The sequence below is a fragment of the Algicola sagamiensis DSM 14643 genome, assembly GCF_000374485.1.
Lineage (GTDB): Bacteria > Pseudomonadota > Gammaproteobacteria > Enterobacterales > Alteromonadaceae > Algicola > Algicola sagamiensis.
In genome coordinates, this window is record NZ_KB894495.1 from 1 (window position 1) to 26907 (window position 26907).

Annotated in this window: 20 protein-coding genes; 14 read left to right on the forward strand and 6 right to left on the reverse strand. The window is 43.3% G+C overall.

Annotated features, from left to right (window positions below; all coding sequences use genetic code 11):
* Positions 1–74: 74 nt before the first annotated feature.
* Positions 75–5897 (forward strand): RHS repeat domain-containing protein, encoded by a 5823-nt coding sequence (locus C505_RS0109170; RefSeq protein WP_169337027.1) that lies wholly within the window; start codon positions 75–77, stop codon positions 5895–5897.
* Positions 5891–6187 (forward strand): hypothetical protein, encoded by a 297-nt coding sequence (locus C505_RS0109175; RefSeq protein ID WP_018692311.1) that lies wholly within the window; start codon positions 5891–5893, stop codon positions 6185–6187. Before C505_RS0109170 ends, C505_RS0109175 begins: the two co-directional genes overlap by 7 nt.
* 96 nt (positions 6188–6283) lie before the next feature.
* Here C505_RS0109175 and C505_RS0109180 read toward each other — a convergent pair whose 3' ends face one another.
* From C505_RS0109180 to C505_RS0109190, 3 genes are all read right to left on the reverse strand, one after another.
* Positions 6284–6559 carry an HU family DNA-binding protein gene (locus tag C505_RS0109180; protein ID WP_018692312.1) on the reverse strand — a complete coding sequence of 92 codons (276 nt, stop codon included), beginning with the start codon at positions 6557–6559 and terminating at the stop codon, positions 6284–6286.
* Between the two features lie 220 nt (positions 6560–6779).
* Entirely contained in the window at positions 6780–8840 is a 2061-nt protein-coding gene (ppk1, locus tag C505_RS0109185) for a polyphosphate kinase 1 (protein ID WP_018692313.1), read from the reverse strand.
* Positions 8841–9071: 231 nt separating this feature from the next.
* Positions 9072–9572, reverse strand: a complete 501-nt coding sequence (locus C505_RS0109190; RefSeq protein ID WP_018692314.1) for a glycine cleavage system protein R — start codon at positions 9570–9572, stop codon at positions 9072–9074.
* Positions 9573–9825: 253 nt separating this feature from the next.
* On the opposite strand from C505_RS0109190, the gene C505_RS0109195 reads away from it, so the two are divergent.
* The 6 genes from C505_RS0109195 (at position 9826) to C505_RS0109220 (ending at position 17509) form a co-directional block, all read left to right on the forward strand.
* Positions 9826–12060 carry an ABC transporter permease subunit gene (locus C505_RS0109195; protein WP_407636615.1) on the forward strand — a complete coding sequence of 745 codons (2235 nt, stop codon included), beginning with the start codon at positions 9826–9828 and terminating at the stop codon, positions 12058–12060.
* 11 nt (positions 12061–12071) lie between these two features.
* Positions 12072–13727: a phosphate ABC transporter permease PstA gene (gene pstA, locus C505_RS0109200; RefSeq protein ID WP_018692316.1), complete on the forward strand. Its 1656-nt coding sequence runs from the start codon at positions 12072–12074 to the stop codon at positions 13725–13727.
* Between the two features lie 39 nt (positions 13728–13766).
* Entirely contained in the window at positions 13767–14588 is an 822-nt protein-coding gene (pstB, locus tag C505_RS0109205; RefSeq protein WP_018692317.1) for a phosphate ABC transporter ATP-binding protein PstB, read from the forward strand.
* 43 nt (positions 14589–14631) lie between these two features.
* Positions 14632–15348: a phosphate signaling complex protein PhoU gene (gene phoU / locus C505_RS0109210; protein ID WP_018692318.1), complete on the forward strand. Its 717-nt coding sequence runs from the start codon at positions 14632–14634 to the stop codon at positions 15346–15348.
* A gap of 187 nt (positions 15349–15535) precedes the next feature.
* Positions 15536–16213: a TIGR00153 family protein gene (locus tag C505_RS0109215; protein WP_018692319.1), complete on the forward strand. Its 678-nt coding sequence runs from the start codon at positions 15536–15538 to the stop codon at positions 16211–16213.
* Positions 16214–16240: 27 nt separating this feature from the next.
* The gene (locus C505_RS0109220) at positions 16241–17509 is read left to right on the forward strand and encodes an inorganic phosphate transporter (protein ID WP_018692320.1); all 1269 of its coding nucleotides are present in this window, start codon (positions 16241–16243) and stop codon (positions 17507–17509) included.
* Between the two features lie 92 nt (positions 17510–17601).
* Here C505_RS0109220 and C505_RS0109225 read toward each other — a convergent pair whose 3' ends face one another.
* Complete coding sequence (locus C505_RS0109225) at positions 17602–18126, reverse strand: carboxymuconolactone decarboxylase family protein (RefSeq protein WP_018692321.1); 525 nt, start codon at positions 18124–18126, stop codon at positions 17602–17604.
* Positions 18127–18182: 56 nt separating this feature from the next.
* Positions 18183–18731 (reverse strand): peroxiredoxin, encoded by a 549-nt coding sequence (locus C505_RS0109230; RefSeq protein WP_018692322.1) that lies wholly within the window; start codon positions 18729–18731, stop codon positions 18183–18185.
* Positions 18732–18837: 106 nt separating this feature from the next.
* On the opposite strand from C505_RS0109230, the gene C505_RS0109235 reads away from it, so the two are divergent.
* The gene (locus tag C505_RS0109235) at positions 18838–19749 is read left to right on the forward strand and encodes a hydrogen peroxide-inducible genes activator (protein WP_018692323.1); all 912 of its coding nucleotides are present in this window, start codon (positions 18838–18840) and stop codon (positions 19747–19749) included.
* 2 nt (positions 19750–19751) lie between these two features.
* On the opposite strand, the gene C505_RS0109240 is transcribed toward C505_RS0109235, so the two are convergent.
* Entirely contained in the window at positions 19752–20627 is an 876-nt protein-coding gene (locus tag C505_RS0109240; RefSeq protein ID WP_018692324.1) for an HDOD domain-containing protein, read from the reverse strand.
* Between the two features lie 758 nt (positions 20628–21385).
* Between C505_RS0109240 and queA the strand changes: the two genes are divergently transcribed.
* From queA to secF, 5 genes are all read left to right on the forward strand, one after another.
* Positions 21386–22417 (forward strand): tRNA preQ1(34) S-adenosylmethionine ribosyltransferase-isomerase QueA, encoded by a 1032-nt coding sequence (queA, locus tag C505_RS0109245; protein ID WP_018692325.1) that lies wholly within the window; start codon positions 21386–21388, stop codon positions 22415–22417.
* A 62-nt stretch (positions 22418–22479) separates the two neighbouring features.
* Positions 22480–23598 (forward strand): tRNA guanosine(34) transglycosylase Tgt, encoded by a 1119-nt coding sequence (gene tgt, locus C505_RS0109250; RefSeq protein WP_018692326.1) that lies wholly within the window; start codon positions 22480–22482, stop codon positions 23596–23598.
* A 21-nt stretch (positions 23599–23619) separates the two neighbouring features.
* Positions 23620–23958: a preprotein translocase subunit YajC gene (gene yajC / locus C505_RS0109255; RefSeq protein WP_018692327.1), complete on the forward strand. Its 339-nt coding sequence runs from the start codon at positions 23620–23622 to the stop codon at positions 23956–23958.
* Between the two features lie 85 nt (positions 23959–24043).
* Positions 24044–25906, forward strand: coding sequence for a protein translocase subunit SecD (gene secD, locus C505_RS0109260; protein ID WP_018692328.1), 1863 nt, complete (start codon positions 24044–24046; stop codon positions 25904–25906).
* A gap of 9 nt (positions 25907–25915) precedes the next feature.
* Positions 25916–26854, forward strand: coding sequence for a protein translocase subunit SecF (gene secF / locus C505_RS0109265; RefSeq protein WP_018692329.1), 939 nt, complete (start codon positions 25916–25918; stop codon positions 26852–26854).
* The last annotated feature ends 53 nt before the right edge of the window (positions 26855–26907 follow it).

Here is a 26907-nt window from a genome sequence, read left to right on the forward strand (position 1 = left end):
GATGTCATTGCAGGGATCGAATTCAAGGATGGAGAAAAAGTAACGTCGGATGATCAACAGGATGCTGCATGATCATGTCATACACCAGATTTGACTATAGCTCTATTTTGTTTATTAAAGATGGAAATTGGCATGTTGCATTTCATCAATCGCCAACGAGTACGCTCAACCAAAAACGTCTTGATATTAAAAATTCATCATCACTTCAACCTGGACAAATTACTACCGCAGATGTAAATGGCGATGGGCAAATGGATAAGGTTGAACTGGATTACACCTATCTACTTGATAAAACAGGTAGTGCCATCTACGCGAACATCAATCAAAATGGCGAGTTGTCTAAAAAACAATTCCGAGTCATGCATGATTTAGGGAATGTGAAGTCCGTTCCTTTGATTGTAGCTGGTAATGCGGATGTGAATGGGGATGGTGTCACGGATATTATTCTCAAGGCAAATGTACACAGTACCTCAGGAGGCAACTCTAGTACGAAGCCAGTCACTTCACCAGTGGGAATTTGTTCTAAATACGAAAGAAATGAACCCGGAATTTACCGTCATTGTTTATGCCAGAATGCGCCTGATCCTAAAAAATATGGGTGTGTGAGAGGGATCATTCCCGAGCCGCCCACACCGGGGATGGATCCGAGACCCATTGATGATCAAATACTAATGTTAGTTGATACTCCAGGTGATCACGTGAACTACCGTATGAAACGGAGTACTTCGATGGGTATGTCGGCCTCTTCAACAAAGCGTCGTCCATCAAGTAAAAAGAACCGTTTGATTGCTTTGATTTCAAAACATACCAAACCAATTACGGAGCTGAGTAAGCTCGAAAGTCTAGAATATGAACATGTTAGTTTAGGTCCAATCGATGATGATACAGACTTTCAGTTTGTTGACTTAAATCGGGATGGTCTGTCAGATATTTTGTATAAAACGAACAATCTGATTAGTTATCAGCTGAGTAATGGCTTTGGTTTTAATGAAGAACAATCTCTTTTCTTGACACGTTCGTCTTATCGCGATGGAGACTGGACGGTCAAAGAGACTTTCTCAAATGTTCATATTCTTGATTTAGATAATGATGGAAAACTTGAGGCATATTATGATGTCAAAGGAGAGAAGCATAAAGTTGTCAAAGTCCAGTCTCATAGCTATTGGATACGTCGAAACAAAGATGTCTACGATTACTTCCATGAGTTGCGTAGAGCCAATATCGAGGTCTATGGTTCTGGTCAAACTTTAAAAGGTGTCAGTACAAATAATCTTGTCGCAAGCGTGAATGCCAAAGATGTTGAGTTCCGTTTTGTTGATCAAAAGGGAAATGGTCACCCGGATCTGATGATATTTGATGGGGATAAAAAGCGACTCTACATAAAAAGAAACCAAGCCAATCACAACTTTTTAGGAGACAAACTCAAAAAGCTTACGGTTGGTTATTCACCCTCAACAGCAACGGGTGCCAATATCTCAACAGAGATCACCTACACCCCGATGAGAAACCGTCGTGTTTACGACCCTGAAACACGATCAAATACCACAACATATGTTCCAAAGAATGGACAGCCACTAGTCTCAAAGGTGACCTCCAGCACGTACGATATGGCACTTGGGCGTGATGTTGCGGACACAGTGACTTACAAATATGCAGGGTTGAAATTAGACCGTCGTGGTTTAGGCAACCTTGGATTCCGTCAGATCACATCTACATCGTCGCGAGATGGGACAAAAACGGTTACTACCTATGGTCAATCGCGTTATAACCGGATGATGCCACTGAAGACGAAAGCGTACTTTGCAAATGGGAAGCTCTCCAAAGTCAGTGAAAACCGCTATAAAACGATGAGACTTGTGGGTGATCACAAATCTTATGTTACCTATGCTAATCGTGTGACTGATCAAACCTATACCATGACTTCCGATGGACAGCATCGCTACCTAGGCAAGACAGAAACAATCTTTGAGCAGGACCGTTATGGCAATATGACCTCATCAATCGTCAATATGTTTGATGACTCTGGTACTGTGTTGCATCGAACAACAACGGAGAATGAATTTGGTTCACAGCATGAGGAAAAGCGCTACGGCCGATTAAGCGAAGTTAAAGTCACGAAAAAGCAATTTGCTCACACCATCGCGGGAGTGACCCAGCCAGAAAGTACGATGCGTAAACGAAGCCTGTTCACCTATTATCAGGATGGCGTGAAAAAGGGGATGTTGAAGTCGGAAATTACCGAGCCGGGTTTGGACACAGAAAAAACCGTGACGCGTGATTATGATGCCTTCGGTAATACGGTGATAACCAAAAGTCAGACCAAATTGGGTGCGCGTGTTGCTTCTGTGCAATATGACAGTCGTGGTCGTTACGTTGATCATACAACGGATGCGTTAGGCCGCAAAACTTACCACTTCTATAATGGGCGTTCTGCTGAAGAAGTCGAAGGTCCGTTTTATAGTCAGGCAACCGTCTCACCAGCAAAACTCATCACCACACAGTATTTTAGCAACTATGGATTGGTTATCCGCACGGTCTATCCAGATGGGACCGAGAAGCGAACGACGAAATCTTATTGTCAGGGAAGCTGTTGGGGCAAATCACTCATTCAAGTCGTTGAATCGAAGACAGGCATGTCTGATAGCGTCTCGTATCTGGACCGTTATGGACGGACAGTCATGACAGAAAATACGTTGCTTGATGGTTCGGTGTCACAAACGCGCACAACTTATAATGCGGATAACCAAGTTGTTCGTGCATATCAACCAGCGAAAGGTAGTGCCCAAAGCTCGATTTATGTTGAAACCCGATATGACCAATACAAGCGTCCAGTCGCAAAAGTGCATAGTAATGGCAGCCAAAAGACCATTGGTTATTATGGGCGTGTGACGGAAGTATCAAACCTAGGTCACTTACCCGGGGAATACATCTACGTCCAAAATGTGGTCAGCCCACTTGGGAGTGAGATCGTCACGTTTGCCCCAACGACACAAGCCCAAATGGGCGAAACGGGACAAGTCAGTCAGCGGGCGAGGGTCCAAAAGACCTATGATGCATATGGTCAACTGCAACACTCGTCAACTTTTGCACAAGATGCCAATGGCGATATGCAATCCTCTGTGGTCTCGGTGACGTATGACAACTATGGCCGTAAACTCACCACAACCGACCCAGAGAAGGGCACTTGGACGTATACCTATGATGCATCAGGGATGCTGAAAACCCAGACCGATGCCAATGGGAATGTCAAAACCCTGACTTACGACCCATACGGTCGTTTGGTTCAAAGCACCATTCTAAATTGGCAAGGGAAAACCATCCTCACGTGTCAACGTTATGAAGATAAGCAAGTCCCTTGGGTTGGCTCTGTTGTTGAAGAGTCCATCAGTGAAGTGGATGCAGGCAAGACGTGTGCGGATATCAAAAAGTCAGATGCTTACGAGCATAGAGCGTATCAATTCGACAACTTGGGGCGTGCAACGCAAACGACCACGACTTTGGATAAGACGAAAGCGTTTATTACGGGCGTGACTTATGATGAGTTTGGCCGTGTGGCGACGCAGATTTATCCCAATGGATTTACGGTTCGCAATGAATACGCGGACAATGGTCAGCTTAAAGCGATTTACAATGCCCAAAGTGGTGACTTGTACCAACGTGTTGATGCTGTCGATGCCTTAGGGCGTGTCACCAAAGAAACCGTCCTGGGTGGTGTGACGCGCAGTAAAGGCTTTGATGCGCAGCGGGGTTGGGTGAAGGATATTCGGATCAGCTCGAATGCCCATGGTGATTTATACCATGTCAGCTATGCGCATTACGAAAACGGCAGTACAAAAACCCGCTCCAGCGAGTACTTCGATAATACGGGTGCGAGTGATAACACCACACCATTCTTATCCGTCGAAGAAAACTTCACCTTTGATAAACCATTCGACCGTCTGACGAAAAGAACGGTGAACTTCAAGACGGATATCTTGAACTTGGGCGATGCAGTCGCGCAAGCACAGGAATTCCGTTACGACGGCTTTGGGAATATGACCTATATGACGGGGGCGGGCGAGTACGTATACGATGCCGACAAACCCCACCGTTTAGCGTTTATTCGCAATGAGCAAGACCCGACGAAGCTGAGAAGGTTTTACTATGACGCGTCAGGTAATATTAGCTGGCAGTCAGGTGAAGGCGAGAAGCACTTCTATTACAGCACGCGCCATAAGCTCAGACACTTGATTGCGAATGGTGTGAATTCGATGTTCCGCTATGGCCTGGGCAACAGTCGTTACTACCGAAGAGATATCTTCAGTGACCATGGTGGCGTGTATGGCAGCCAAACGACTTACTATGTGGGTAAGTCTTATGAGAAAGTTTGGGCAACCGGGCTTAAGGACAAAACAGGAAAGACCCTGCCAGATTTAGGTTGGGAAACCTACTATGTCGGCTCGATTGCCATCAAGAAATTCGCAGATGGTCGTGATGATACTATCCGAGTGATGCACAGTGATGCGCTTGGCTCTACGACAGCAGTCACGGATGAAAACGGGGTTGTGGTATCACAAAGCCTGTTTGACCCATTTGGCAAACGCCAGGATGTGATTGCGTCATCGAGTAAAATCGACCAATACCAACCGATGGAAGAGAACCGTGGCTTTACCGGTCATGAGGAAATCAATCGCACGGGTATCATTCATATGAATGGTCGGATTTACGATATGGATGTTGGACGCTTTATGCAGGCCGATCCATTCATTCAATATCCAAGTGATACGCAGGGCTATAACCGCTATGCCTATGTGCAAAATAATCCGCTGAAGTTTACGGATCCGAGCGGGTTCTTATTCAAAAAACTCTTGAATGTTGCAGGTGAACTGACAGGTGCAAAGTGGGTGCTCAAGCAACTTGCCAGGAATAAATATCTGAATATGGGAGTGCAGATTGGTTTGGCATTTCTTCCGGGTGGCCCTCTATGGACAGCCGCCTATGTTGGCATGTATGCAGGCGCCCAGTCGTATTATATGACGGGAAGCCTTGGTGCAGGGATACGCGCAGGCGCGATTGCCTTTGGAACTGCGTATGCGATGCATAAGATTGGTGAGTATGCCCGTGCAAACTATGGTGGTGCCACTGAGGCAACGGGCATTAGTTTAGGTAAAAATGCAGCAGGTGAGATCGTGTATGCCTCCGCAGGCAACTTTTCCAAAGTTGTTGCGATGCACGCCGTGGTTGGTGGCTTGTCAGCCAAAGCCTCGGGTGGTAAATTCTCCCACGGTTTCTTCAGCGCAGGCTTCACAAAGTTCACGACCCCGACAATAGTCGGTAACATCAGCAATCAGTACTATCAAGTCGCAGCATCCATGGTTGTCGGCGGCACAGCCTCTGTGATCAGCGGCGGTAAGTTTGCCAATGGTGCAAAGACGGCTGCTTATCAGATGATTTTTAATCAGTTGGGTGGAAGGCTCAAAAGAGGCCATGGAAGACCTAAACTTTCTGAGACTCAAAAAAAGTTTATGGAGAAAAAAGCGGGCTTTCATAAATTTTGGATGAAAAATGGAGATTTATCAGTTGAAGCAACTGGATGTGCGGGGCCTTGCGCATCTTTGGAGCTGGAGTACACAGATCAGTACGGATTTTCGGGGTCAGGGGCTTTAGCTACAGAGTGGGGAGCTGGTGTTGTATTGGGTGCTGGTGCTGACTTTACATTATATAACTCAAATAACCCATTAATTGCGAATTATGATGTAACATGGACTCAATCGTTATCAGTACAGTTAGGCCCTATAGGGTTTTCGACAACTCGAGTTGGTGGTGTCAATGGACCATTATCAACTAACTTTGAATTAAAGCTTAGATTCCCTGGAGGACTGGGAGTTTCTGGTGGAGTAGGAGCCAAATTATGGTAGATATCATATTTTTTAGTAGCTTTTTTCTTGTATTATTTTTGGGAATAAGAGCAATCTCAATAGCAGATCAGTTGAAAGGGAGGCTAAAATTATCTCAATCAGCAATGACTATATGCTACCAAATAAATAGTGAAGCTCTTAACTATAAAGGGGAAAGCTCTTTTAACTTTAGAGGGGATGACTTAGCAAAAGCTTTCTATCAGAAAGGTACAAATAACGCAAAGCTAATGGTTGCTGTTGTACTCATCTCTATGATTTTATGTTTGACAGCTGAACTGATTAAAATGTAATTTTTACAATTATCAAGGTAAGAATTTTCGTAGCATTGTAGTGGTCAACTAATTTTGGCCACTACAGATTGATAGAGCACCCCTGCGGCTCAAACCTCACCCATTCACAAATTCTTTCAACGACTTCCCAGCCGAAAAACTTGGCACTTTAGTCGCTGCGATTTTCATTGTTTCACCTGTCTGCGGGTTACGTCCCAAGCGCTCCTTTCTTTCATTCACTTTGAATGTACCAAAACCAACGAGCGAAACCTGATCACCTTCTTCAAGCGCTGAGCTGATGGATTCAAGAATGCCGTTAAGTGCTTTGCTTGCTGTTGCTTTTGGGATGTCTGCTTCGTGGGCAATCTTGGCGATGAGTTCTGATTTGTTCATGATGGTTATCCTTTATTTTGGAGAGTAATATAGAACATCATGTACGGTGAGGGAATAGGCTGTAGAATGCAAAAATTGAGTGTGTACCAAACTGTGTACCAAAACATTTGCTCAATAAATTAATGTTGCTTAAAGTGCTTATAATACATACAGATAAGAGTAAATTTCTGTAAAAGGAATAGCATAGTCGATGCTACTCCTGAATAAATCACACAATCGATTATTTTATATTTTCCTGCTGGGCGATAAAGCGATGGATCTCAACTTGAGAACGGATCTTGCGTTTATTACCGCGTGGTTTGTATCGATTTTTTTGTTCCGCATCAATAATACGTGCTTTTGTCGTATCTTTGAACTGGATCTCAAGAATATTGATGATCTGCTGTTTGAGATTTGTATCGTATATTGGTACGCCCACTTCAACTCGATGATCAATATTTCGTGTCATCCAATCGGCTGAAGAAATAAAGACATCATGTTGGCCATTATTGTGGAAGACACAAACGCGGGGATGTTCAAGGAATCGGTCAACAATACTAATCACTTCAATGTTTTCACTCAGCCCCTTCACGCCGGGAACCAATGAGCACATACCACGAATGATTGCTCTTACTCTGACGCCTGCATGGCTTGCCTGATAAAGCTTAGCGATTATTTCTCGGTCGACTAAGTTGTTTACTTTAATGATGATTTCAGAAGGGAGTCCCGATTTGGCATGTTTCATTTCTCGGCCAATCATCTTGAGAAGTCGTTGCCTGGAATTCAGCGGAGAAACAACCAAATGTTTGAAGTCGAAACGCTTATAACTATTCATGATAAAGTTAAAGACGTGATCGACTTCCTGTGTGACTTCTGGGTAACAAGTGAATAAACTAAAGTCGGTATAGAGTTTGGCTGTTTTCTCATGAAAATTGCCGGTTCCGATATGAGCATATCGAACCACTTTGCCTTTTTCCTTGCGTTTGATGAGACATAGTTTGCTATGCACCTTGAGAGAAGGGATCCCGAAAATGACATGGATCCCCGCATCCGTCATTGTTTTTGCCCATTCAATATTTGCTTCTTCATCAAATCGGGCGCGTAACTCGACGACGACGGTCACTTTCTTCCCATTTTTGACTGCGTCTTCCAAAGATCCGATTATCCGAGATTTTTTTGCAACTCGATACATGTTTAAGTAGATCGACGTCACCTTCGGATCAAAGGATGCCTGGCGAACCAATTCTGTGAAATGACGAAACTTATGATAGGGATAATACAAGAGAATATCTTGCTGTTGGATTGCTTCAAATGCTGTTGGAAACTGACTAAAAGCCTGTGATTCGATAGACGGCAGCTTCGGATTTTCCAAGTACGCACGGCCAACATTCGGAAAAGAAAGAAAGTCTTTGAAATTCCGGTAACGCCCAGCAGGCTGGAGAGAATCCAAAGAAGAAAAGTGCAGCTTTTTCTTTAAAAGCTTGATCATATGCTCTGGCATATCTTCATCGAATACTGCCCGTACAGGCTCAGAGTTGACCCGTTGTTTGAGACCGCGAGACATATTGTCTAAAAGGCTTTGGTCGATTTCATGGTGGAGATCGTACTCTGCATCACGCGTCATTTTGAGGGAGTATGCACTGATCGTATCGAAGACCATAAAGCCTGAGAATACCTCGCTAAGAAAGTGACAAATAATGTCATCAAGTAAAATGATGTTCTTTTTCTTTTTACTTCCCTCCGGTGGAAGCTGAACAAATCGTGGTAAGTCATCCGTGGGTACTTCGATAACGGCATACTCTGGCTTTTGTTCATCTTTGATCATCTCAACCACAAGGTAGGCATGTTGATCGTCCATACATTCAACAAGGTCGACATCATCCGTGACAATAATAGGCGAAATATGACGAAGGACTTTGTCACGGAAATATTGTTTGAGCCAGGAGTCATGAAAATGGCTGACTTTGTCATGAGAAACGATATGGATGTTATGTCGAGCGAGGGTTTTGCAGCAGTCGTTATAGATGGTATTGAACTTTTTGTTGAGTTTTAGGACTTTTTCGTGAATTTGGTGGAGAAGGCGTTCTGGATCATCGTGTTCTGACTGATACTTTTTTAGCAGTATTCGCCGCCGCACTTCTGCGACTCTTACCCTAAAAAATTCATCCATATTACTGGAAAAAATGCCTAAAAAGCGTAGGCGCTCGATAATCGGAACTGTTTCGTCGGCAGCCTCTTGAAGTACGCGTTCGTTAAATGAAAGCCAACTGAGCTCTTTTGGAAAAAATAATGGATTGGTCATGGATTTTTATTCTTCTTTGACGACATAGGTCACGTTTGATTGAGAAACACACCCTGGATAAAGATGGGTACGTAGAGCTATTATGACGAGAATTAACTGATGGATCAATCAGGTAGATCAAAGATATGTCGGGAATTCGTTAGGAAGACGGGATTTAAGAAGGGCGTTTAAGAAAAGGTGGTTCGCGGAAAGGTATTGAGAAAAGGTATTCTGGGGCTGACGCCCCAGCACTTATTCTTCAATATCGATCACGAGATCATTTGCGAGTGCTTCGACTGACTCGATCAAAGTCTCTTTATCAACATCTTCAGGGATGGATACTGTTGCGACAGCATTAAACATTGGGGATCCCCAATTGGGTGCGCTCTGTTGTGCACTGGTAAAATGAACGATATTCGCACCATTTTGGGCCAATACACTGGATAATTCTTGGACGATCCCAGGACGATCATTCCCTGTAATTGCAAAATTGATTTCCGAGCGTGTTTTTTCTTCTTCTTGCCGCCCCTCATGAACACGGATATCTAAATCCACCATCCCTTCTACAGCATGGCAAAGTGCTTCATGGTTATTATCGTCGATTTCGATTTGCACGATGCCTGCGAATTGACCTGCGAGGTGACTTAGATCACTTTTGAGCCAGTTGCCTTTATGCTCTAGGACCATTTGAGAGAGTCCATCGACAAGTCCAGGTTTATCTGGACCAACAATGGTGAGAATCAGTTGTTTCATACTTCCTTCCTCAATACTAAGGGAATACGCGCTTTTGCAAGCACCAAGTATTGACTTAAAACCTTCGTCTTGTCCAGAGGAAGCGATAGTAATCCTTAAATCTCATAAAAATCACGCTAATTTTTAAGATAAAATCAAACAAAATAATGAAGTTAAATTCATCATGCTCGAAGCCTGTATCGAATATGCTTCAATGTAACAATACTGTCATGTTGCCTTCATATAATTTCCGACATCTTTTTGGGAGATGTTTTTGATGTCAAAGAATAAAGCGATAACGGTTTCTACGAGCCCGTGGCGAACGTTCAAAGATAAGCTCGCTCAATATAGTGTGACAACAGGAGGTTGTTTAGTCCTGGTTGCGCTCCTTTTGATTTTTTTCTATCTGCTCTATGTGGTTGAACCTGTTTTTCATGGCGCTGAAGTGGCACCGCGCGCTGGGACAGGGACCTATACGGTTCAACAAAATACACTTGCACTTGGGATGGAGGAGCAATCAGAGATTGCTTACCAGTTTGAGCAAACTGGGATACTGAAATTTTACCAGATAGAAGAATCAAAAGCCTTAGCACCATTGCGTCAGGTTACAGTGCTGTCTGAGCCTGTCCAGGCATTTGCATACTCAGCACCACATCAAAATACATATTTATATGCTTCTGGCAGATCAATTCTCTTTGTCAGACCTGAATTTAAGATTTCCTATCCAGACAATGTCCGTCAAATCACACCCGAAGTAAGTTATCCGATGGGACGTACTCTGATCCCTGTTGTGCCTGAGGGTGAACAAATACAACACGTTGCTTTTGCATGGGATGAAGATCAGATTGGTGTGGCAAGTATAACGGAAGCAGGTAATGCTTACTTCTCGACATTCGAGGGAGAAGAAAACTTTATGACAGGTGAAATAACCTGGTCCTCTGACTCCCAAAAAATTGCTGAAAAAGTATCAGGCACCCAAGCGCTGCTCATGGCTCCCAATGTTGGGCGAGTGTTCCTGATTGCAAAAAATCAGTTACAGGTATTTGATACGCGCGATGTTGACGACATTTCTACTTTGTATCAATTACCAGTGAACGAAATGAGCGCGAATGTTCTGACGGCAAGCCTATTATCTGGTGCAAATTCAATTTTAATTGCTAATGATAATGGCATGATCTCTCAGTGGTTTGAAGTGAATGAAGAATCAGGCCGTCAGCTCAAAGAAATTCGCCGATTTGAAACAAACATGACTGGGATTAATGGAATCTATCCCGAGTTTTTCCGTAAGACTTTCTTTGTGACGAGTGAAAATGGTCAGTTATCAGCTTTTCATACCACCAACCATGCTGAACTTTGGCAAGGTGACCTCGGGGATACGCCGATACGACATCTCGGTATTTCACCGCGATCAGATACATTAATTTTGCAAGACGGGAATCAACTGAAAGTCTTTGATGTAGCCAATGAGCACCCAGAAGTATCATGGGAAGCATTGTGGTCAGAAATTTGGTACGAAGGCTATCAAACACCAGCTTATACTTGGCAATCAACATCAGCATCTGATGATTTCGAACCAAAGTTCAGTTTAGTGCCAATTTCTTTCGGTACCATGAAAGCTGCGTTTTATGCCATGTTGTTTTCAGTACCAATCGCGATTGCTGCCGCTATTTATACAGCATATTTCATGTCATCAGGTATGCGGAAAGTCGTCAAACCAACAATTGAAATTATGGAAGCGCTACCGACGGTGATCCTTGGCTTCTTGGCCGGCCTATGGTTAGCACCGATTATGGAAAATCATCTCCCGGGAGTCGTCCTGCTTTTGTTGGCTTTGCCGATATCAACTTTGAGTGCTGCATTACTTTGGCACTATGCATCTCCTGCTGTGAAAAACAAAGTACCAGAAGGATGGGACGCCATTGTATTGATCCCAGTTGTGCTGATCGCTGGTGCGATTGCATTGGGGCTTGGTCCAATCTTTGAAGAACTTCTGTTCGATGGCAATGTTCGGGAGTTTATCACGAACGATTTAGGCATTGATTACTCACAACGAAATGCGCTGGTTGTTGGTATTGCGATGGGCTTTGCGGTAATCCCAACAATTTTCTCCATTACGGAAGACGCGATTTTTAGCGTACCGAAACATCTTTCAAACGGTTCTTTGGCTTTAGGTGCAACACGCTGGCAAACTTTAACGCGGGTTGTCCTGCTGACAGCAAGTCCAGGGATATTTTCTGCGGTGATGATGGGGCTGGGTCGTGCGGTTGGCGAAACCATGATCGTTCTCATGGCAACCGGAAATACACCCATTATGGATTGGAATATTTTTCAAGGTATGCGAACACTATCGGCGAATATTGCGGTGGAAATGCCGGAATCAGAAGTTGGCAGCTCCCACTACCGGATCTTGTTCTTGGCTGCCTTTGTTTTATTTATATTTACCTTCCTGTTTAACACGGTGGCTGAATTTGTACGTCAGCGACTGCGTGACAAGTACAGTTCTTTATAGGGAGAGTCAACATGCAACAATGGTTTAAGTCGGGTTCTCCCTGGATTTGGATGACTGCAGGCGCAGTGAGTATCAGTTTGATTTCTGTGATTGGGCTTTTGAGCTTGATTGCTTGGCGTGGCTTGTCATTTTTTTGGCCTTCTCCGGTCCATGAGTTTCAGATGAAGGTCAACCAACACGCGATCACTCAACAAACAATCATCGGTGAGATTTATGACCGAGAAACGATTCCGACATCCCAATTACGTAGCGCTGGTGTTCATTTAGATGGTTATCGTGAAGAAACAGCAACACGCTATCTCGTCAAAACAGGGAACCGTGAGTTTGTTGAATTGGACTTCCGCTGGATCCTTGCCCATGACATTGAACAAATGCAAACGCCAGAAGGAATGGCCGTGTTTGAAAGAACGCAAAATGGCAACTTCTATGGTTATCTTGTGGCTGTATCTCGTGATGGCAACTTGATTAAAAATGACCTGCAAAACATGTTATCGGATGTATTAGAACGGACTTCATCTATTAATGAGCAGCTTTACGATTTGCAGCATGATGAAATCGGCCGTATCAATTACCAAATTGAAAAATTACGCTTGAAACAACGCGCACTTGAGATAAACAATGACCTGACAGAGGATAAGCGTCAGAAGATCGAAGCAGATGTACAAGCGCTAAAACAAGAATATGCTGTTCTAGAAAAGCAATTATTTGCACTGCGAGATGAGTCTGCACGTGACTATGTTGTTGTGAAAGACATGCGAGGAAAAGAAGTTCAGCTCAATCTTAGTCAAGTGTTAGATGTCTACTATCCAAATGACATGTCATTTTTTGGCAAGATTGGACACTTTTTTGCTCAGCTTGGCAAGTTCATTACGGATGAACCTAGAGAAGCGAATACAGAAGGTGGAGTATTTCCGGCGATATTCGGTACTGTTTTTATGGTGATGCTGATGGCTGTGATCGTGACGCCTTTTGGTGTGGTTGCTGCAATTTATCTTCATGAATATGCAGGCAATCATTCAGTCACAAAAATCATACGAATCGCGGTGATCAACCTCGCGGGTGTTCCTTCTGTTGTTTACGGTGTTTTTGGTCTTGGTTTTTTTGTCTATATGTTAGGCGGTAGTTTGGATAAACTTTTCTACCCAGAAGCATTGCCGACGCCGACATTCGGTACACCCGGAGTAATTTGGTCTGCGCTTACTTTAGCCATTCTCACGCTGCCGGTTGTCATCGTTTCAACAGAAGAAGGTTTATCACGGATCCCTTCTTCTGTTCGACAAGGCAGTCTTGCCTTAGGTGCGACGAAAGCTGAAACCCTTTGGCGGATTGTGATCCCCATGGCGAGTCCGGCCATCATGACAGGGTTAATTTTGGCAGTGGCTCGTGCTGCCGGAGAAGTCGCACCCTTGATGCTTGTGGGGGTTGTCAAACTTGCACCGACACTCCCGGTTGATGGAAACTTTCCTTTCGTCCATGTGGATCGGAAGTTCATGCATCTTGGGTTCCATATTTACGATGTTGGCTTCCAAAGTCCAAATATTGAAGCGGCACGCCCGCTTGTCTATGCAACCGCGTTCTTATTAGTCAGTGTGATTGTTGCACTGAATATGACCGCAATAGGTATTCGTAACCATCTTCGCGAACGTTTTAGAGCCCTAGAGCAATAAGTGTCTGTGTGAGATAGATTAAACTGAAGGAATAATGTGATGATTTCGGTAGCTCCAGAAGTGATGAATCTTGAAAAACAACTTGATCTGGGCCAATTGTCTGAAGAGCAAACGGCTTTGGAAATTCAAGGGCTCAACCTATTTTACGGTGATAAACAGGCTCTGTTTGATATCAATATGAAAATTCCGAAACGGCAAGTAACTGCGTTTATCGGACCAAGTGGCTGTGGTAAATCGACGCTACTTCGGTGTATGAATCGGATGAATGATTTGGTGGATACATGTCGAACAGAAGGCAAAATTAACCTGCATGGTAAAAATATCTACGACAAAGATATCGATGTTGCTGCGCTTCGACAAAATGTTGGGATGGTATTCCAACGACCAAATCCTTTTCCAAAATCTATTTATGAGAATGTGATTTACGGTTTGCGCTTACAAGGTGTCAAAGATAAAAGACGGCTGGATGAAGTTGTGGAAGGCTCCTTAAAAGGCGCAGCACTATGGGATGAAGTCAAAGACAGACTCCATGAAAGTGCATTTGGTTTATCTGGTGGTCAGCAACAACGTTTGGTGATCGCAAGAGCGATTGCAATCGAGCCGGAAGTCTTACTTCTCGATGAGCCAACATCGGCCCTTGATCCCATTTCAACATTGACGATCGAAGAGCTCATCAATGATTTGAAAGAAAAATACACTGTCGTCATTGTCACCCATAACATGCAGCAAGCTGCGCGGGTTTCCGACCAAACCGCATTCATGTATATGGGTGAGCTGATCGAATATGCGAATACCAATACGATCTTCACGACCCCAGCCGAGCGTAAGACAGAAGACTACATAACCGGGCGATATGGCTAAAACACGCTAAACTATTTAAATATAAAAGATTCTTGGTGGTTGAATGGATAATTTAAATCTGGGGAAACATATTTCAGGCCAGTTTAATGAAGAACTGGAAGCGATCCGGAATAACGTACTCACGATGGGTGGGATTGTTGAAAAACAGTTATCCGATGCACTGGATGCGGTGGAGCGCTTTGACTCGGACATGGCGCAAAAAGTATTACAAAGTGACTATCGGATCAATGCAATGGAAGTCCAAATTGATGAAGAATGTACCCGGATCATTGCGAAACGCCAGCCAGCGGCAAGTGACTTGCGTTTGGTCATGGCAATTATCAAAACAATTGCGGATTTAGAGCGAATTGGTGATGAAGCCGAACGGATTGCTAAAGTTGCACTCGACTCTTTCACCAATGCTCAGCAGGAACTACTGGTCAATTTGGATAACCTGGGTAGACATGTCCTGCAAATGCTTCGAGATGTGCTCAATGCTTTCGCAAGAATGGACATTGATGCGGCCATTGCAGTTCATAAAGAAGATCGCCGTGTGGACAGAGAATATGAGGCTGTTACGCGTCAATTGATGACCTATATGATGGAAGATCCACGTTCAATCCCGAGTATTATGGATGTCCTTTGGTCTGCGCGTTCACTAGAGCGAATTGGCGATCGTTGTCAGAATATTTCCGAATACATTATCTACTTTGTCAAAGGAAAGGATATAAGACACACTTCCTATGAAAATTTAGAACAAGAAATCGATCATAAACCGTAAAATATTTGTTAAAAATCAGATGTTTTGAACGCATCCCGCACATTGCGGGATTTTTTTTCTCTAGGGATGTCAACAGGATAAAGGCTGGATCTAATGTGACGGTAAAATGTCACTTAAATGTCATTTTTATTGCGCCATGTTTACTGTACAATCCGCCTTCGAAGTTGGCATTTAAAAAGGTAAAGATATGCCTGGTAATTCGTTTTTAGGGGTTTTTGCGAAATCACCGATTAAGCCTCTGGAAGAACATATGCGCGTTGTTCACAGCGGAAGTAAGTTACTATTAAATTTCTTTGAAGCAGTCTATGCCGAAGATTGGGAAAGTGCTCACGACGTTCAGCGTCAAATCTCGAAGTTAGAGAATGAAGCGGATAACATGAAGCGTGAAATTCGGATCCATCTCCCGCGTGGCTTGTTCATGTCGGTAGACCGATCTGATTTACTTGAGTTGCTCAGTACGCAGGACAAGATTGGTAATACTGCGAAAGATATTGCTGGGCGTGTCGTTGGACGTCATTTGACGATCCCTCAGGATATGCAGACGGATTTCCTTGCCTATGTGAGTCGTAATGTCGATGCGACAGCGCAGGCCTGCAAAGCAATTAACGAGTTAGATGACTTGTTAGAAACGGGCTTCCGCGGCAGAGAAGTCGATCTGGTGGAAACCATGATTGAAGAGCTTGATCGCCTCGAAGGTGATACGGATGTCATGCAAATCAAACTACGAAGTCAGTTACACCGAAAAGAAAACGAGCTCAATCCGGTGGATGTGATGTTTTTATACAACATCATTGAGTCAGTCGGCTTGATGGCGGACTACGCCGAGAAAGTTGGTTCACGATTAGAAATTATGCTCGCGAAATAGCGACACGATCCAGTAGTAGGTATTTTCATGGACATTATAGCAACTTATGGTGGCACACTTGTGCTCATTGCTGCAATTGTTGGCTTCTTAATGGCTTGGGGTATTGGTGCAAACGACGTTGCCAATGCAATGGGAACATCAGTTGGTTCTCGTGCCCTTACGATTAAACAGGCAATCATTATTGCCATGATTTTTGAATTCGCCGGTGCATATTTAGCAGGTGGTGAAGTCACAAAAACCATTCGAAAAGGCATCATTGATGCCGGAATGTTCACTCAGACACCAGAATTACTGGTGTACGCGATGATTGCAGCCTTGCTTGCAGCTGGTCTTTGGTTGTTGGTTGCCTCTTATCTTGGTTGGCCAGTTTCTACAACGCATTCGATTATAGGTGCGATTATTGGTACGGCTGTTGTTGCGATTGGCCCTGAGGCCGTCAGTTGGGGTAAAGTGGGTGGTATTGTTGGTAGTTGGATCATTACACCACTTATCTCAGGTATCATTGCCTACTTTATTTTCCAAACCGCACAAAAGCTGATATTCGATACAGATAATCCGCTACAAAATGCGAAACGCTATGTGCCTTTTTATATGGCATTTGCTGGATTTGTATTGGCGCTTGTGACGATTAAGAAAGGTCTGAAGCACATCGGTTTGGATATCCCAGCAGTAGAAGGTTATATGTTAGCTGTGGGTATCGCCATTGCAGTTGGCATTGCTGGTGCGGTTGCAATTAGCCGATTAAAGATTGATCCAAATGCAGATAAAGAAAGCCAGTTCACGAACGTTGAGAAAGTTTTCGCGATTTTGATGATTGTGACGGCATGTTGTATGGCTTTTGCACACGGCTCAAATGATGTTGCGAATGCGATTGGTCCACTCGCAGCGGTTGTGAGCATTGTACAAAGTGGTGGTGAAATCGCTGCAAAAGCACAACTTGTCTGGTGGATCTTACCATTGGGTGGTTTCGGGATTGTCCTTGGTCTTGCAATTTTTGGTCATCGCGTCATTAAAACTATTGGTAAAGGAATCACACACCTGACACCAAGTCGCGGCTTTGCTGCGGAGCTTGCTGCTGCTTCAACAGTCGTGATTGCATCAGGCACTGGTCTACCGATTTCAACAACGCAAACGTTAGTTGGTGCAGTCCTTGGTGTTGGTATGGCACGTGGTATTGCGGCACTGAATATGGGCGTTATACAGAATATCGTTATATCTTGGGTTGTGACGTTGCCAGTGGGCGCGTTCCTTGCGATTCTATTCTTCTATGTTATCCAGTTTGCATTCTCTGGATAAGACATAAAAAATGCCACAGAGCGAACTCTGTGGCATTTTGCCCTCCTGCCACTAAACTTCTTCGTCCCTGTGCTACTTGAAACTGATTCCGATTAAATAGCAAGTGCCTGGTCGGCTGCATTCAATGTTGCTGCCAGACGAATTGATGTTTGAATCGTTTGTTTAGAAACACTGTGCTTTTCGAGCTGCTTCACGTGTGAGTCGATGCATAGGCCACAACCATTAATTGCAGAAATTGCCAGTGAGAAAATCTCAAAATCGACTTGGCTCACACCTGAGTTCATCATCTGACTCATGCGTAGATTTGCAGGCATTGAACCGTACTCTTTATCACTGACCAAGTGAACAAATCGGTAATAGATGTTATTCATTGCCATCAATGTGCTTGCGACTTTGGCTGCATTGATTTCTTTCTCGCCTAGGTGTTCACCAGCTTCAGTGATGATCATATCAATTAAAGCATTATTCTTCAGAGTGTAGGCGACGCTGAGTGCAGTGCCATAAAACTGAACGGGTGTCATGCCTGCCTGTTCGATGTTGTTGAATAAGTTACTTAAGTTAAGGCGAATATCTTTTGCATAATCACCGAGCTGATCTTTAATGCTTGAAATGCTCATGGAAGTACTCCTGAAAAGCGGCTGATCAGTTGATCAGCCAAAAAAAGAGAGGGAAATTAAAGTGTGTCACCACCGACAGGACGGTTACATGGACAGAGTTCGTCAGTTTGCAGGCCGTCAACAATTCTTAAAACTTCTGCTGGGTTACGACCAACGTTCAAAGCATTGACACTGACATGTTGGATTGTGTTGTGTGGATCAACGATGAACGTTGCACGAAGGGCTACGCCTTCATCTTTATCACGGATACCAAGTGCGTCAGTAAAGCCACCTTGTGAGTCTGCGAAGGACCACTGATTCAACTTGTCTAGATCTGGGTGGGCACGACGCCATGCAAGTTTACAGAATTCATTATCTGTTGAGCCACCAAGCACAACAGTGTCACGATCTTCAAATTCGTCATTGAGTTTTGCGAATTCTACGATTTCTGTTGGGCAGACAAAGGTGAAGTCCTTTGGATAAAAGAAGATCACTTTCCATTTTCCTTCGAAACTTTTTTCTGTAATTGTTTCGAATGCGCTGTTACCATCTTCTTCGTGGTGGTTGAACTTTGGTTTGACACCGACAACGCTAAATTCTGGAAGTTGATCGCCAATAGTTAACATATTTTTCCTCATATTCATTTGTGGCAAAATTTGAATGAGGGAAGTGTAGTTTTAACTGTTTTACTGATAAATTAAATAAAATGAATTATTTCAATCGAAAAATACGATGAACAATCTCCCAAGTATTCGTCAATTACAATACCTTCTCGCATTACATGAACACCAACATTTTCGCAAAGCTGCGGAAGCATGTTTTGTTGGGCAGTCTACTTTAAGTGTGGCAATCCAAAATCTGGAAGAAATCCTCAAGTGTCAGTTGCTGGAGCGCGATCATAAATCATTTATTTTTACCCCAATTGGTGAAGATGTGGTTCATCATGCGCGTCAGATCATTCAGCAGACAAATGATCTGACCGAGTATACGCAAACATTTGGCAATCCATTTTCAGGGGTTGTTCGTTTAGGGTGCATCCCAACGATAGCTTCATTTGCATTAAGTCAGATTTCGCAATATTGCCAGGAGCACTACCCTAACTTGAAGCTTCTGCTCAAAGAGGATACTTCTGATAACCTTTTACGTGATTTGGAAGAAGGAAGTATTGATTTAGTCTTACTTGCTTTACCTTATGACACGACGTACTTCCATACAGTGACGGTTGCAAAAGATCCTTTCAAACTTGTTGCACACAAAGATTATATCCACGACGAAGGGAATATTTCTCCAAATCGCTTACCAAACGAAAGTATTTTCTTATTGGAAAAAGAGCATTGTTTAACGGATCATGCTGTGAGTGCATGTCATCTGACAGATAAGGAAAAAGTAAACCCGTTTTCAGCAACGAGTTTGCATACATTGGTGCAAATGGTAAATAGTAAGCTTGGGGTGACTTTTTTACCTCAAATGGCGATTAATGCGGGTATCCTCGATAAGACGGATCTCATGGCATATGAGCCTGAGCAAGATGGCGCGTATCGAGAGATTGGTTTTGTCTGGCGCAAAACTTCAAACCGTGTTCAAACATATAAAGCGCTTGCACATTGTGCGGAAGAGCTGCTTCTAAAACTTTGTCGATGTTAGGCTTAGGTTGAGTAAATATTATCGACGCCTTGACTTTTGAGTTCTTCGCCGATGTCAGCAAGCTGGAAGTCTTCAATTTCAAGGTAGTCGAGAATGGTTTGATGGTGTCGGCCCCACTCCTGATCATTACTGCCTGGTGAAAAATACTCGCTCAATCCTGTCATATGTTCTGCAAGCTTCAGAATGCAGAAGATTTGCTTTTCTTGTGCTTCGCCTGTTGCCATCATGATGTGATGATTGTGATGGTAGGCGATCACATTACATAACTCATGACTTAAACCCCAAGATTGTGCAAGCAGAAAGCCTAAGACTTCGTGGGAAGATTCGATTTCTGTTTCTTCTATATCTGCGATTGTTTGGTTCGATTGTCGATATGCTTTGTCGAGTACCTCTGGATAATCTGGAGATTGTTCAATAATCAGTGCTTTTCCAGCATTATGAAACAGACCTAAGGTATAGCAGTCAGAAGCGGTTTCTTCACCCAGATCAAAGTGCTCAGCAAGAACTAAAGCTGCATTGCCCACAGCTGATGAAGAATTCCACAATCTGGTGGTAAACGGATCTTCTTTTCCTTCACTTAGCTTAAAGCGAAGAATGACACTATTCACAAGCTTAACGACGCGATCAATCCCTAAGTAACTACATGCGTGCTCAATTGAGTTGATTTTTCGAGGTAACGAAAATAATGGTGAATTCACCACTTTGAGTGTAAAGCCAGAAATACCGATGTCTTGGCCAATCAGGTTACTGATTTTTCGAATATTCGGCTCTTCCTGTTTGAGTTCTTCATCAATATCTTTGAGGAGATCGGGTCTTGGAGGAATTGAAAAACCGTCCAGGATTTTGTCAATCTTCATCATATCGACAGGTTCAGCCATCTCGATGCCTTATTAAAAAACATTCAGTATTAAAGGTAAAGGATAGCCAATTTATTTAAAAATTGAATACTCAAAAATCGATAGAAACGAGGGGTAATCAGAGAGAATGCAAAGGCTAAAAAAAGAAAACCGCCTGCTAAAACAAGCGGTTAAAAATTTAAAATGCACTTAAACTGCAAATAAACAATGAGAGATACGGGGCATATTCTAATGATGCTTAAAATAAAGTCAAGGAAAATGTTGTAAAATTACAACAAAAATTGGTTTTAAATCAAATTATGTAATTTTCTTTCAAAATAAAATGGATAAGAAAAATCCAGTTTAGCTTAAAATGCTAGCATTCAATCGACTGATATTTAAGTATTTATATTCATTGCTTATTGAAGTTTTGAATGTGAATGATGGAGTTTGAATGAATTTTTATGTTCATTATTTACATGAGTTGGATATTTAGCACTTCAAAATGATTGGTGTTTTCGCAAATGTAATCAGGTGAGAATGTTACCTTTTGTGAATGACGAATTGATGTTTTTTGAGCTGCTATTGCATAGCGTTTTCTTCTAGGCTAGGCAAATTGGGACTAGGGTCGTCAAAATTGACCACCCATATAAGAATAAAATCTTGATCTTCCATAGGGCACTCCTTAGACTTACGCGGTTATTTTGCCGATTCCTGAGTATCATTCGTATTGATGGCGTTTGTTGATAGTTAAGTGAGTCGGCAAAGATGTTGAATGCTATTGCTTAGGTGTTGTTATGATGCAGGTTGCAGACTTTTCTTTTGAACTTCCGGAAAAGCTGATCGCGAAGTACCCGAAATCCGATCGAACGGCAAGTCGGTTAATGTGTGTTGATCGCCAAAATGGTGATATCGACCATCGTCACTTTTCGGATATTTTATCCATGCTGAATGAAGGCGACCTACTGATATTCAATAACACCAAAGTGATCCCAGCGCGGATGTATGGTCAAAAAGAAACAGGTGGGAAGCTTGAAGTTTTGGTTGAGCGTGTCCTGGATGAACATCGTGTCCTTGCGCATGTTCGTTGTAGCAAATCCCCAAAAGAGGGGAGTACTTTGCTCCTTGAGGGCAAAGAAAAAGCCACGATGCTTGGCCGTCAGGGAGAGCTTTTTGAGCTGAGATTTGAATCAGAGAAGACGGTTCTGACAATTCTGGATGAAATCGGCCATATGCCATTGCCACCTTATATTGACCGCCCTGATTCTGAGTCTGATAAAGAACGTTATCAAACAGTTTATCATGATAAGCCTGGCGCTGTTGCAGCACCGACGGCTGGCCTGCATTTTGATGATGCTTTATTAGAACAAATTCGTGAAAAAGGTGTGCAAACGGCTTTTGTCACTTTGCATGTTGGTGCTGGAACTTTTCAGCCTGTCCGCGTCAAAACCGTGCAAGAACACCAGATGCACTCGGAATATGCAGAAGTGCCAGCTGATGTGGTTGAAAAAATTAAAGCAACCAAAGTTGCTGGTCATCGCGTTATTGCGGTTGGTACCACTTCTGTTCGTTCGGTCGAAACCGCAGCAACGCGCTCAGAAAACTTCATTGAAGAGTTTTATGGTGATACAGATATCTTTATCTACCCAGGATACGAGTTTAAAGTGATCGATTGCATGATCACAAACTTTCATCTGCCTGAGTCTACCTTGATGATGCTTGTTTCTGCTTTTGCTGGACAAGAAAATATTAAACACGCTTATCAGGCTGCGATTGCAGAAGAATATAGATTTTTTAGTTATGGTGATGCGATGTTCTTACATCGCGCTTAATGTTTACATTGCAGTGAATACTGTAAACAAAGTCAGACTGTTTCTCTGACGTTGAGGTTTTTATGAAATTTGAACTTTTAGGCAAAGACGGTAAAGCTCGTCGTGGACGTATTTCCTTTGATCGTGGAGATGTTGAAACACCAGCATTTATGCCAGTTGGCACTTATGGAACGGTGAAAGGGATGACGCCGGAAGAGCTTGAAGCAACGGGTGCTCACATCTGTTTGGGAAACACGTTCCATCTCATGTTACGTCCTGGCACTGAGATCATCAACAAGCACGGTGATTTGCATGATTTTATGAACTGGCAGAAGCCAATTTTAACGGATTCTGGTGGTTTCCAAGTTTTCAGCCTTGGTGCACTGCGTAAAATCACTGAAGAAGGTGTCACGTTTCGTTCTCCAGTGAATGGCGAAAAAATATTTCTGACACCAGAGCGTTCGATGGAAGTTCAACGTGCGCTTGGATCTGACATCGTGATGATCTTTGACGAATGTACACCATATCCGGCAACGGAAGATGAAGCGAAAAAATCAATGGAGCTTTCACTCCGTTGGGCAAAACGGTCCAAGAAAGCTCATGAAGGTAATCCAAATGCCTTGTTTGGGATTATCCAAGGTGGTATGTACCCGCATTTGCGTGATATCAGCCTAGAAGGTTTGGAAGAAATCGGTTTTGATGGGTATGCGATTGGCGGTTTATCCGTGGGTGAACCAAAAGAAGATATGATCCGAGTCCTTGATCATACAACGGATCAGATCCCAGATCATAAACCGCGTTACCTGATGGGTGTTGGGAAGCCAGAAGATTTGGTTGAAGGGGTTCGTCGCGGTATAGATATGTTTGACTGCGTGATGCCAACAAGAAATGCACGTAACGGACATTTGTTTGTTTCTGATGGTGTGATCAAGATCAGAAATGCCCGTCATCGCGATGATCCATCTCCTTTGGACAAAGAATGTGACTGTTACACTTGTAAAAATTATTCTCGGTCATATCTACATCATTTAGACAAGTGCAATGAAATCCTTGGAGCACGTCTAAATACGATCCATAATCTGCGACACTATCAAATCCTGATGCAGGGATTAAGAGACGCGATTGATAAAGGTGAGCTGGATGCTTTTGTAGCAGATTTTTATGCTCGCCGTGGTAAAGAAGTTCCTGAATTAAAAGACTAAACAACGTATTAGGGGTTAAAAATGAGTTTGTTTATCTCAAATGCTTATGCAGATGGTGGTGCACCAGCACAAGCTGGCGGTGGTTTTGAAATGTTGATTATGCTCGCTATCTTTGGTGTTTTCTTCTACTTCGTGGTCTACCGCCCACAAGCAAAGCGTGTGAAAGAACACAAAGAGTTAATGTCCGCATTATCGAAAGGTGATGAAGTCCTCACAGCAGGTGGCCTCGTAGGAAAGATTGTCAAAGTGACCGAAGAGAATGACTTTATTCGTGTCTCACTCAATGACAACTCAGAAGTGATGGTTCAGAAAGCTTCGATTTCTGCTGTCCTTCCAAAAGGTACAATTAAGTCGTTATAATTCGCGACGTGATGATGAAATTGAGGGTGTTGTTTCTTTTTAGAAGCAACACCGTGGCGATAAATTTAGTGAAGGAAGTGACACTGTGTTAAACAAGTACCCGCTCTGGAAATACCTGCTGGTACTCTTCGTGATCATGATTGGGTTACTCTATGCGTCCCCCAACCTGTACCGTGCCGATCCGGCCGTACAAATCTCCGGAGAGAAAAAAGCTGTTGTTGATTTAAACACGCTTGATACCATCAAAAAGCATCTTACCGACCAGAATATTCCAATCAAGTCTATTTCTCTGGAAGACGATAAAATCCTTGCCCGCTTCGACAGTGTCGACACACAAATTAAAGCGAAAGATGCCATTGAAGTTGCGCTTGGAGATGAATCATACATTACTGCACTTAACTTGGCGCCAACGCACCCAGAGTGGCTCAGAAGCCTTGGTGCGAACCCGATGAAGCTTGGCCTTGATCTTCGTGGTGGTGTTCACTTTCTGATGGAAGTCGACATGAAAGAAGCCATGGACAAGGCAACGAAGCAACTGATTGATGATTTCAAGTCTGACCTGCGCGAGAGCAAAATTCGTTACCGCACGATTAAGCGTCGTCAAGGTACAGATATGATTGATGTCGTTTTCCGTGAAGAGAAATATTTCGAGAAAGGAAAACGTCTATTAGAAAAGAGATTTCCAGATATTCAGTTTATTGAAAATGATAAAACTGAAGCATTCGACTTAAGAGCAACGCTCACAGAACAGCGCTATAACGATATTCAAGAATACGCAGTCATGCAGAATATTACGATCATGCGTAACCGGGTCAACCAACTGGGTGTTGCTGAGCCACAAATCCAGCGTCAAGGTGCAAATCGAATCGTTGTCGAACTACCAGGTGTACAAGACTCAGCACAAGCGAAAAAGATCCTATCAGCAACGGCAACACTTGAGTTCCGAATTGTTGATACGAAGCATGATGTTCGTGATGCTTTAAATGGTGCAGTTCCACCGGGAAGTGAGCTTTTCCCGACGAATGATGGCACGTATTCATTATTGAAGAAACGCATTATTTTGGATGGAAGTCATATTACGGATGCACAGTCTGGCTTTGATGAAAACGGCATGCCACAGGTTTCAATCAAGCTTGACTCAAAAGGTGGTACGAAAATGAGCCAGGCGACCAAAGATAATGTTGGTAACCTGATGGCGACACTTTTCATTGAATACAAGCCAACGAAAGAAGTAGATGAAAAAGGTTTAACGATTTATCGAAAAGAGCAGGAAGTCATTAATCAGGCACGTATCAATCAACGTTTAAACAGAAGTTTCCGTATTACAGGGATCGACTCTCAGGTTGAAGCCGATAATTTGGCAATGCTTCTTCGTGCAGGTGCACTTGTTGCCCCAATTCGCATCGTTCAAGAGTCGACGATTGGTCCAAGCCTTGGTCAAGAAAATATCGAACGTGGTATTAATGCCGTTGTGCTTGGTTTTGCGCTTGTTCTTGCATTTATGGTTGTGTACTACCGTGGTTTTGGCCTAGTCGCAAATGCTGCGCTGGGAGCAAACCTCGTCATGATCATTGGTATCATGTCAATGATCCCAGGCGCAACGCTCACATTGCCAGGTATCGCGGGGATCGTATTAACCGTTGGTATGGCCGTGGATGCAAATGTTCTGATTTTCGAGCGTATCAGAGAGGAGCTCCGTGAAGGGCGCTCTCCACAATCAGCTATCCACCATGGATATGACAGTGCATTTTCGACGATTGCAGATGCGAATATCACGACCTTTATTGCCGCAGTGATCTTGTTTGCGATTGGTTCTGGCCCTGTTAAAGGTTTCGCAGTCACGCTATCGATTGGTATCGCAACATCTATGTTTACGGCGATTGTGGGTACCCGTTCGATTGTGAACTTCATGTGGGGCGGTAAGCCGGTCCAGAAACTCTCGATATAGGATAGAAGCATGCGGTTTTTAAAACTTAAAGAAACAGTTCCATTTATGTCATGGCGTTATATTGCCATGGGTATTTCGACACTGGTTGTCCTTGCTTCTTTAACATCCATTTTTACAAAAGGGATGAATTGGGGCCTGGATTTTACGGGTGGAACAAAAGTAGAAGTCGGCTTTGATGAGCCAGTTGATCTGGACAAGCTTCGCAAGGTGTTCGAAGCGACGCAGTTTAGTGACGCAGTTCCACAACTTTTTGGTTCAAGTAAGGAAGTTGTGATCCGCCTTGCTCCACGCGATAATATCAAATCGGAAGAGCTTGGCAACCAACTGATTCAGGTGATCAAAGAAGGCATGCAACAAAATGTTGAGATGCGTCGGATCGAGTTTGTTGGACCAAGTGTAGGTGAAGAGCTACGTGATAACGGTATTCTCGCCATGCTTGTCGCTTTGATGTGTATCCTGATGTATGTTTCGATGCGTTTCGAATGGCGATTTGCATTGGGTTCTGTTGGTGCACTGGCCCACGATGTGATCATTACTGTTGGTATGTTCTCATTCCTCGGATTAGAAGTTGATCTGACTGTCCTTGCGGCTGTTTTGGCCGTCATTGGTTATTCACTCAACGATACGATTGTTGTATCAGATCGTATCCGAGAAAACTTTAGAAAAATCCGCAAAGGTGAGTCACAGGAAATCATTGATATTTCTTTGACGCAAACGCTCAACAGAACCATGATCACATCACTGACAACGATTCTAGTATTGATGGCGTTGTTTTTTGTCGGTGGTGAATTGATCCATGGTTTTGCAACAGCACTTCTATTTGGTGTGTTTATTGGTACATATTCATCCATCTACATCGCAAGTTCAATGGCGCTCATGCTTGGGATCAGTAAAGAAGATCTCATTCCTGAAGTTGTTGAAAAAGAAGGGGCTGACCTCGAGCCATAAAATATCCGGAGGAGGTGCTCATACCTCCTCCAATTTTCTGATTGAAATAAATC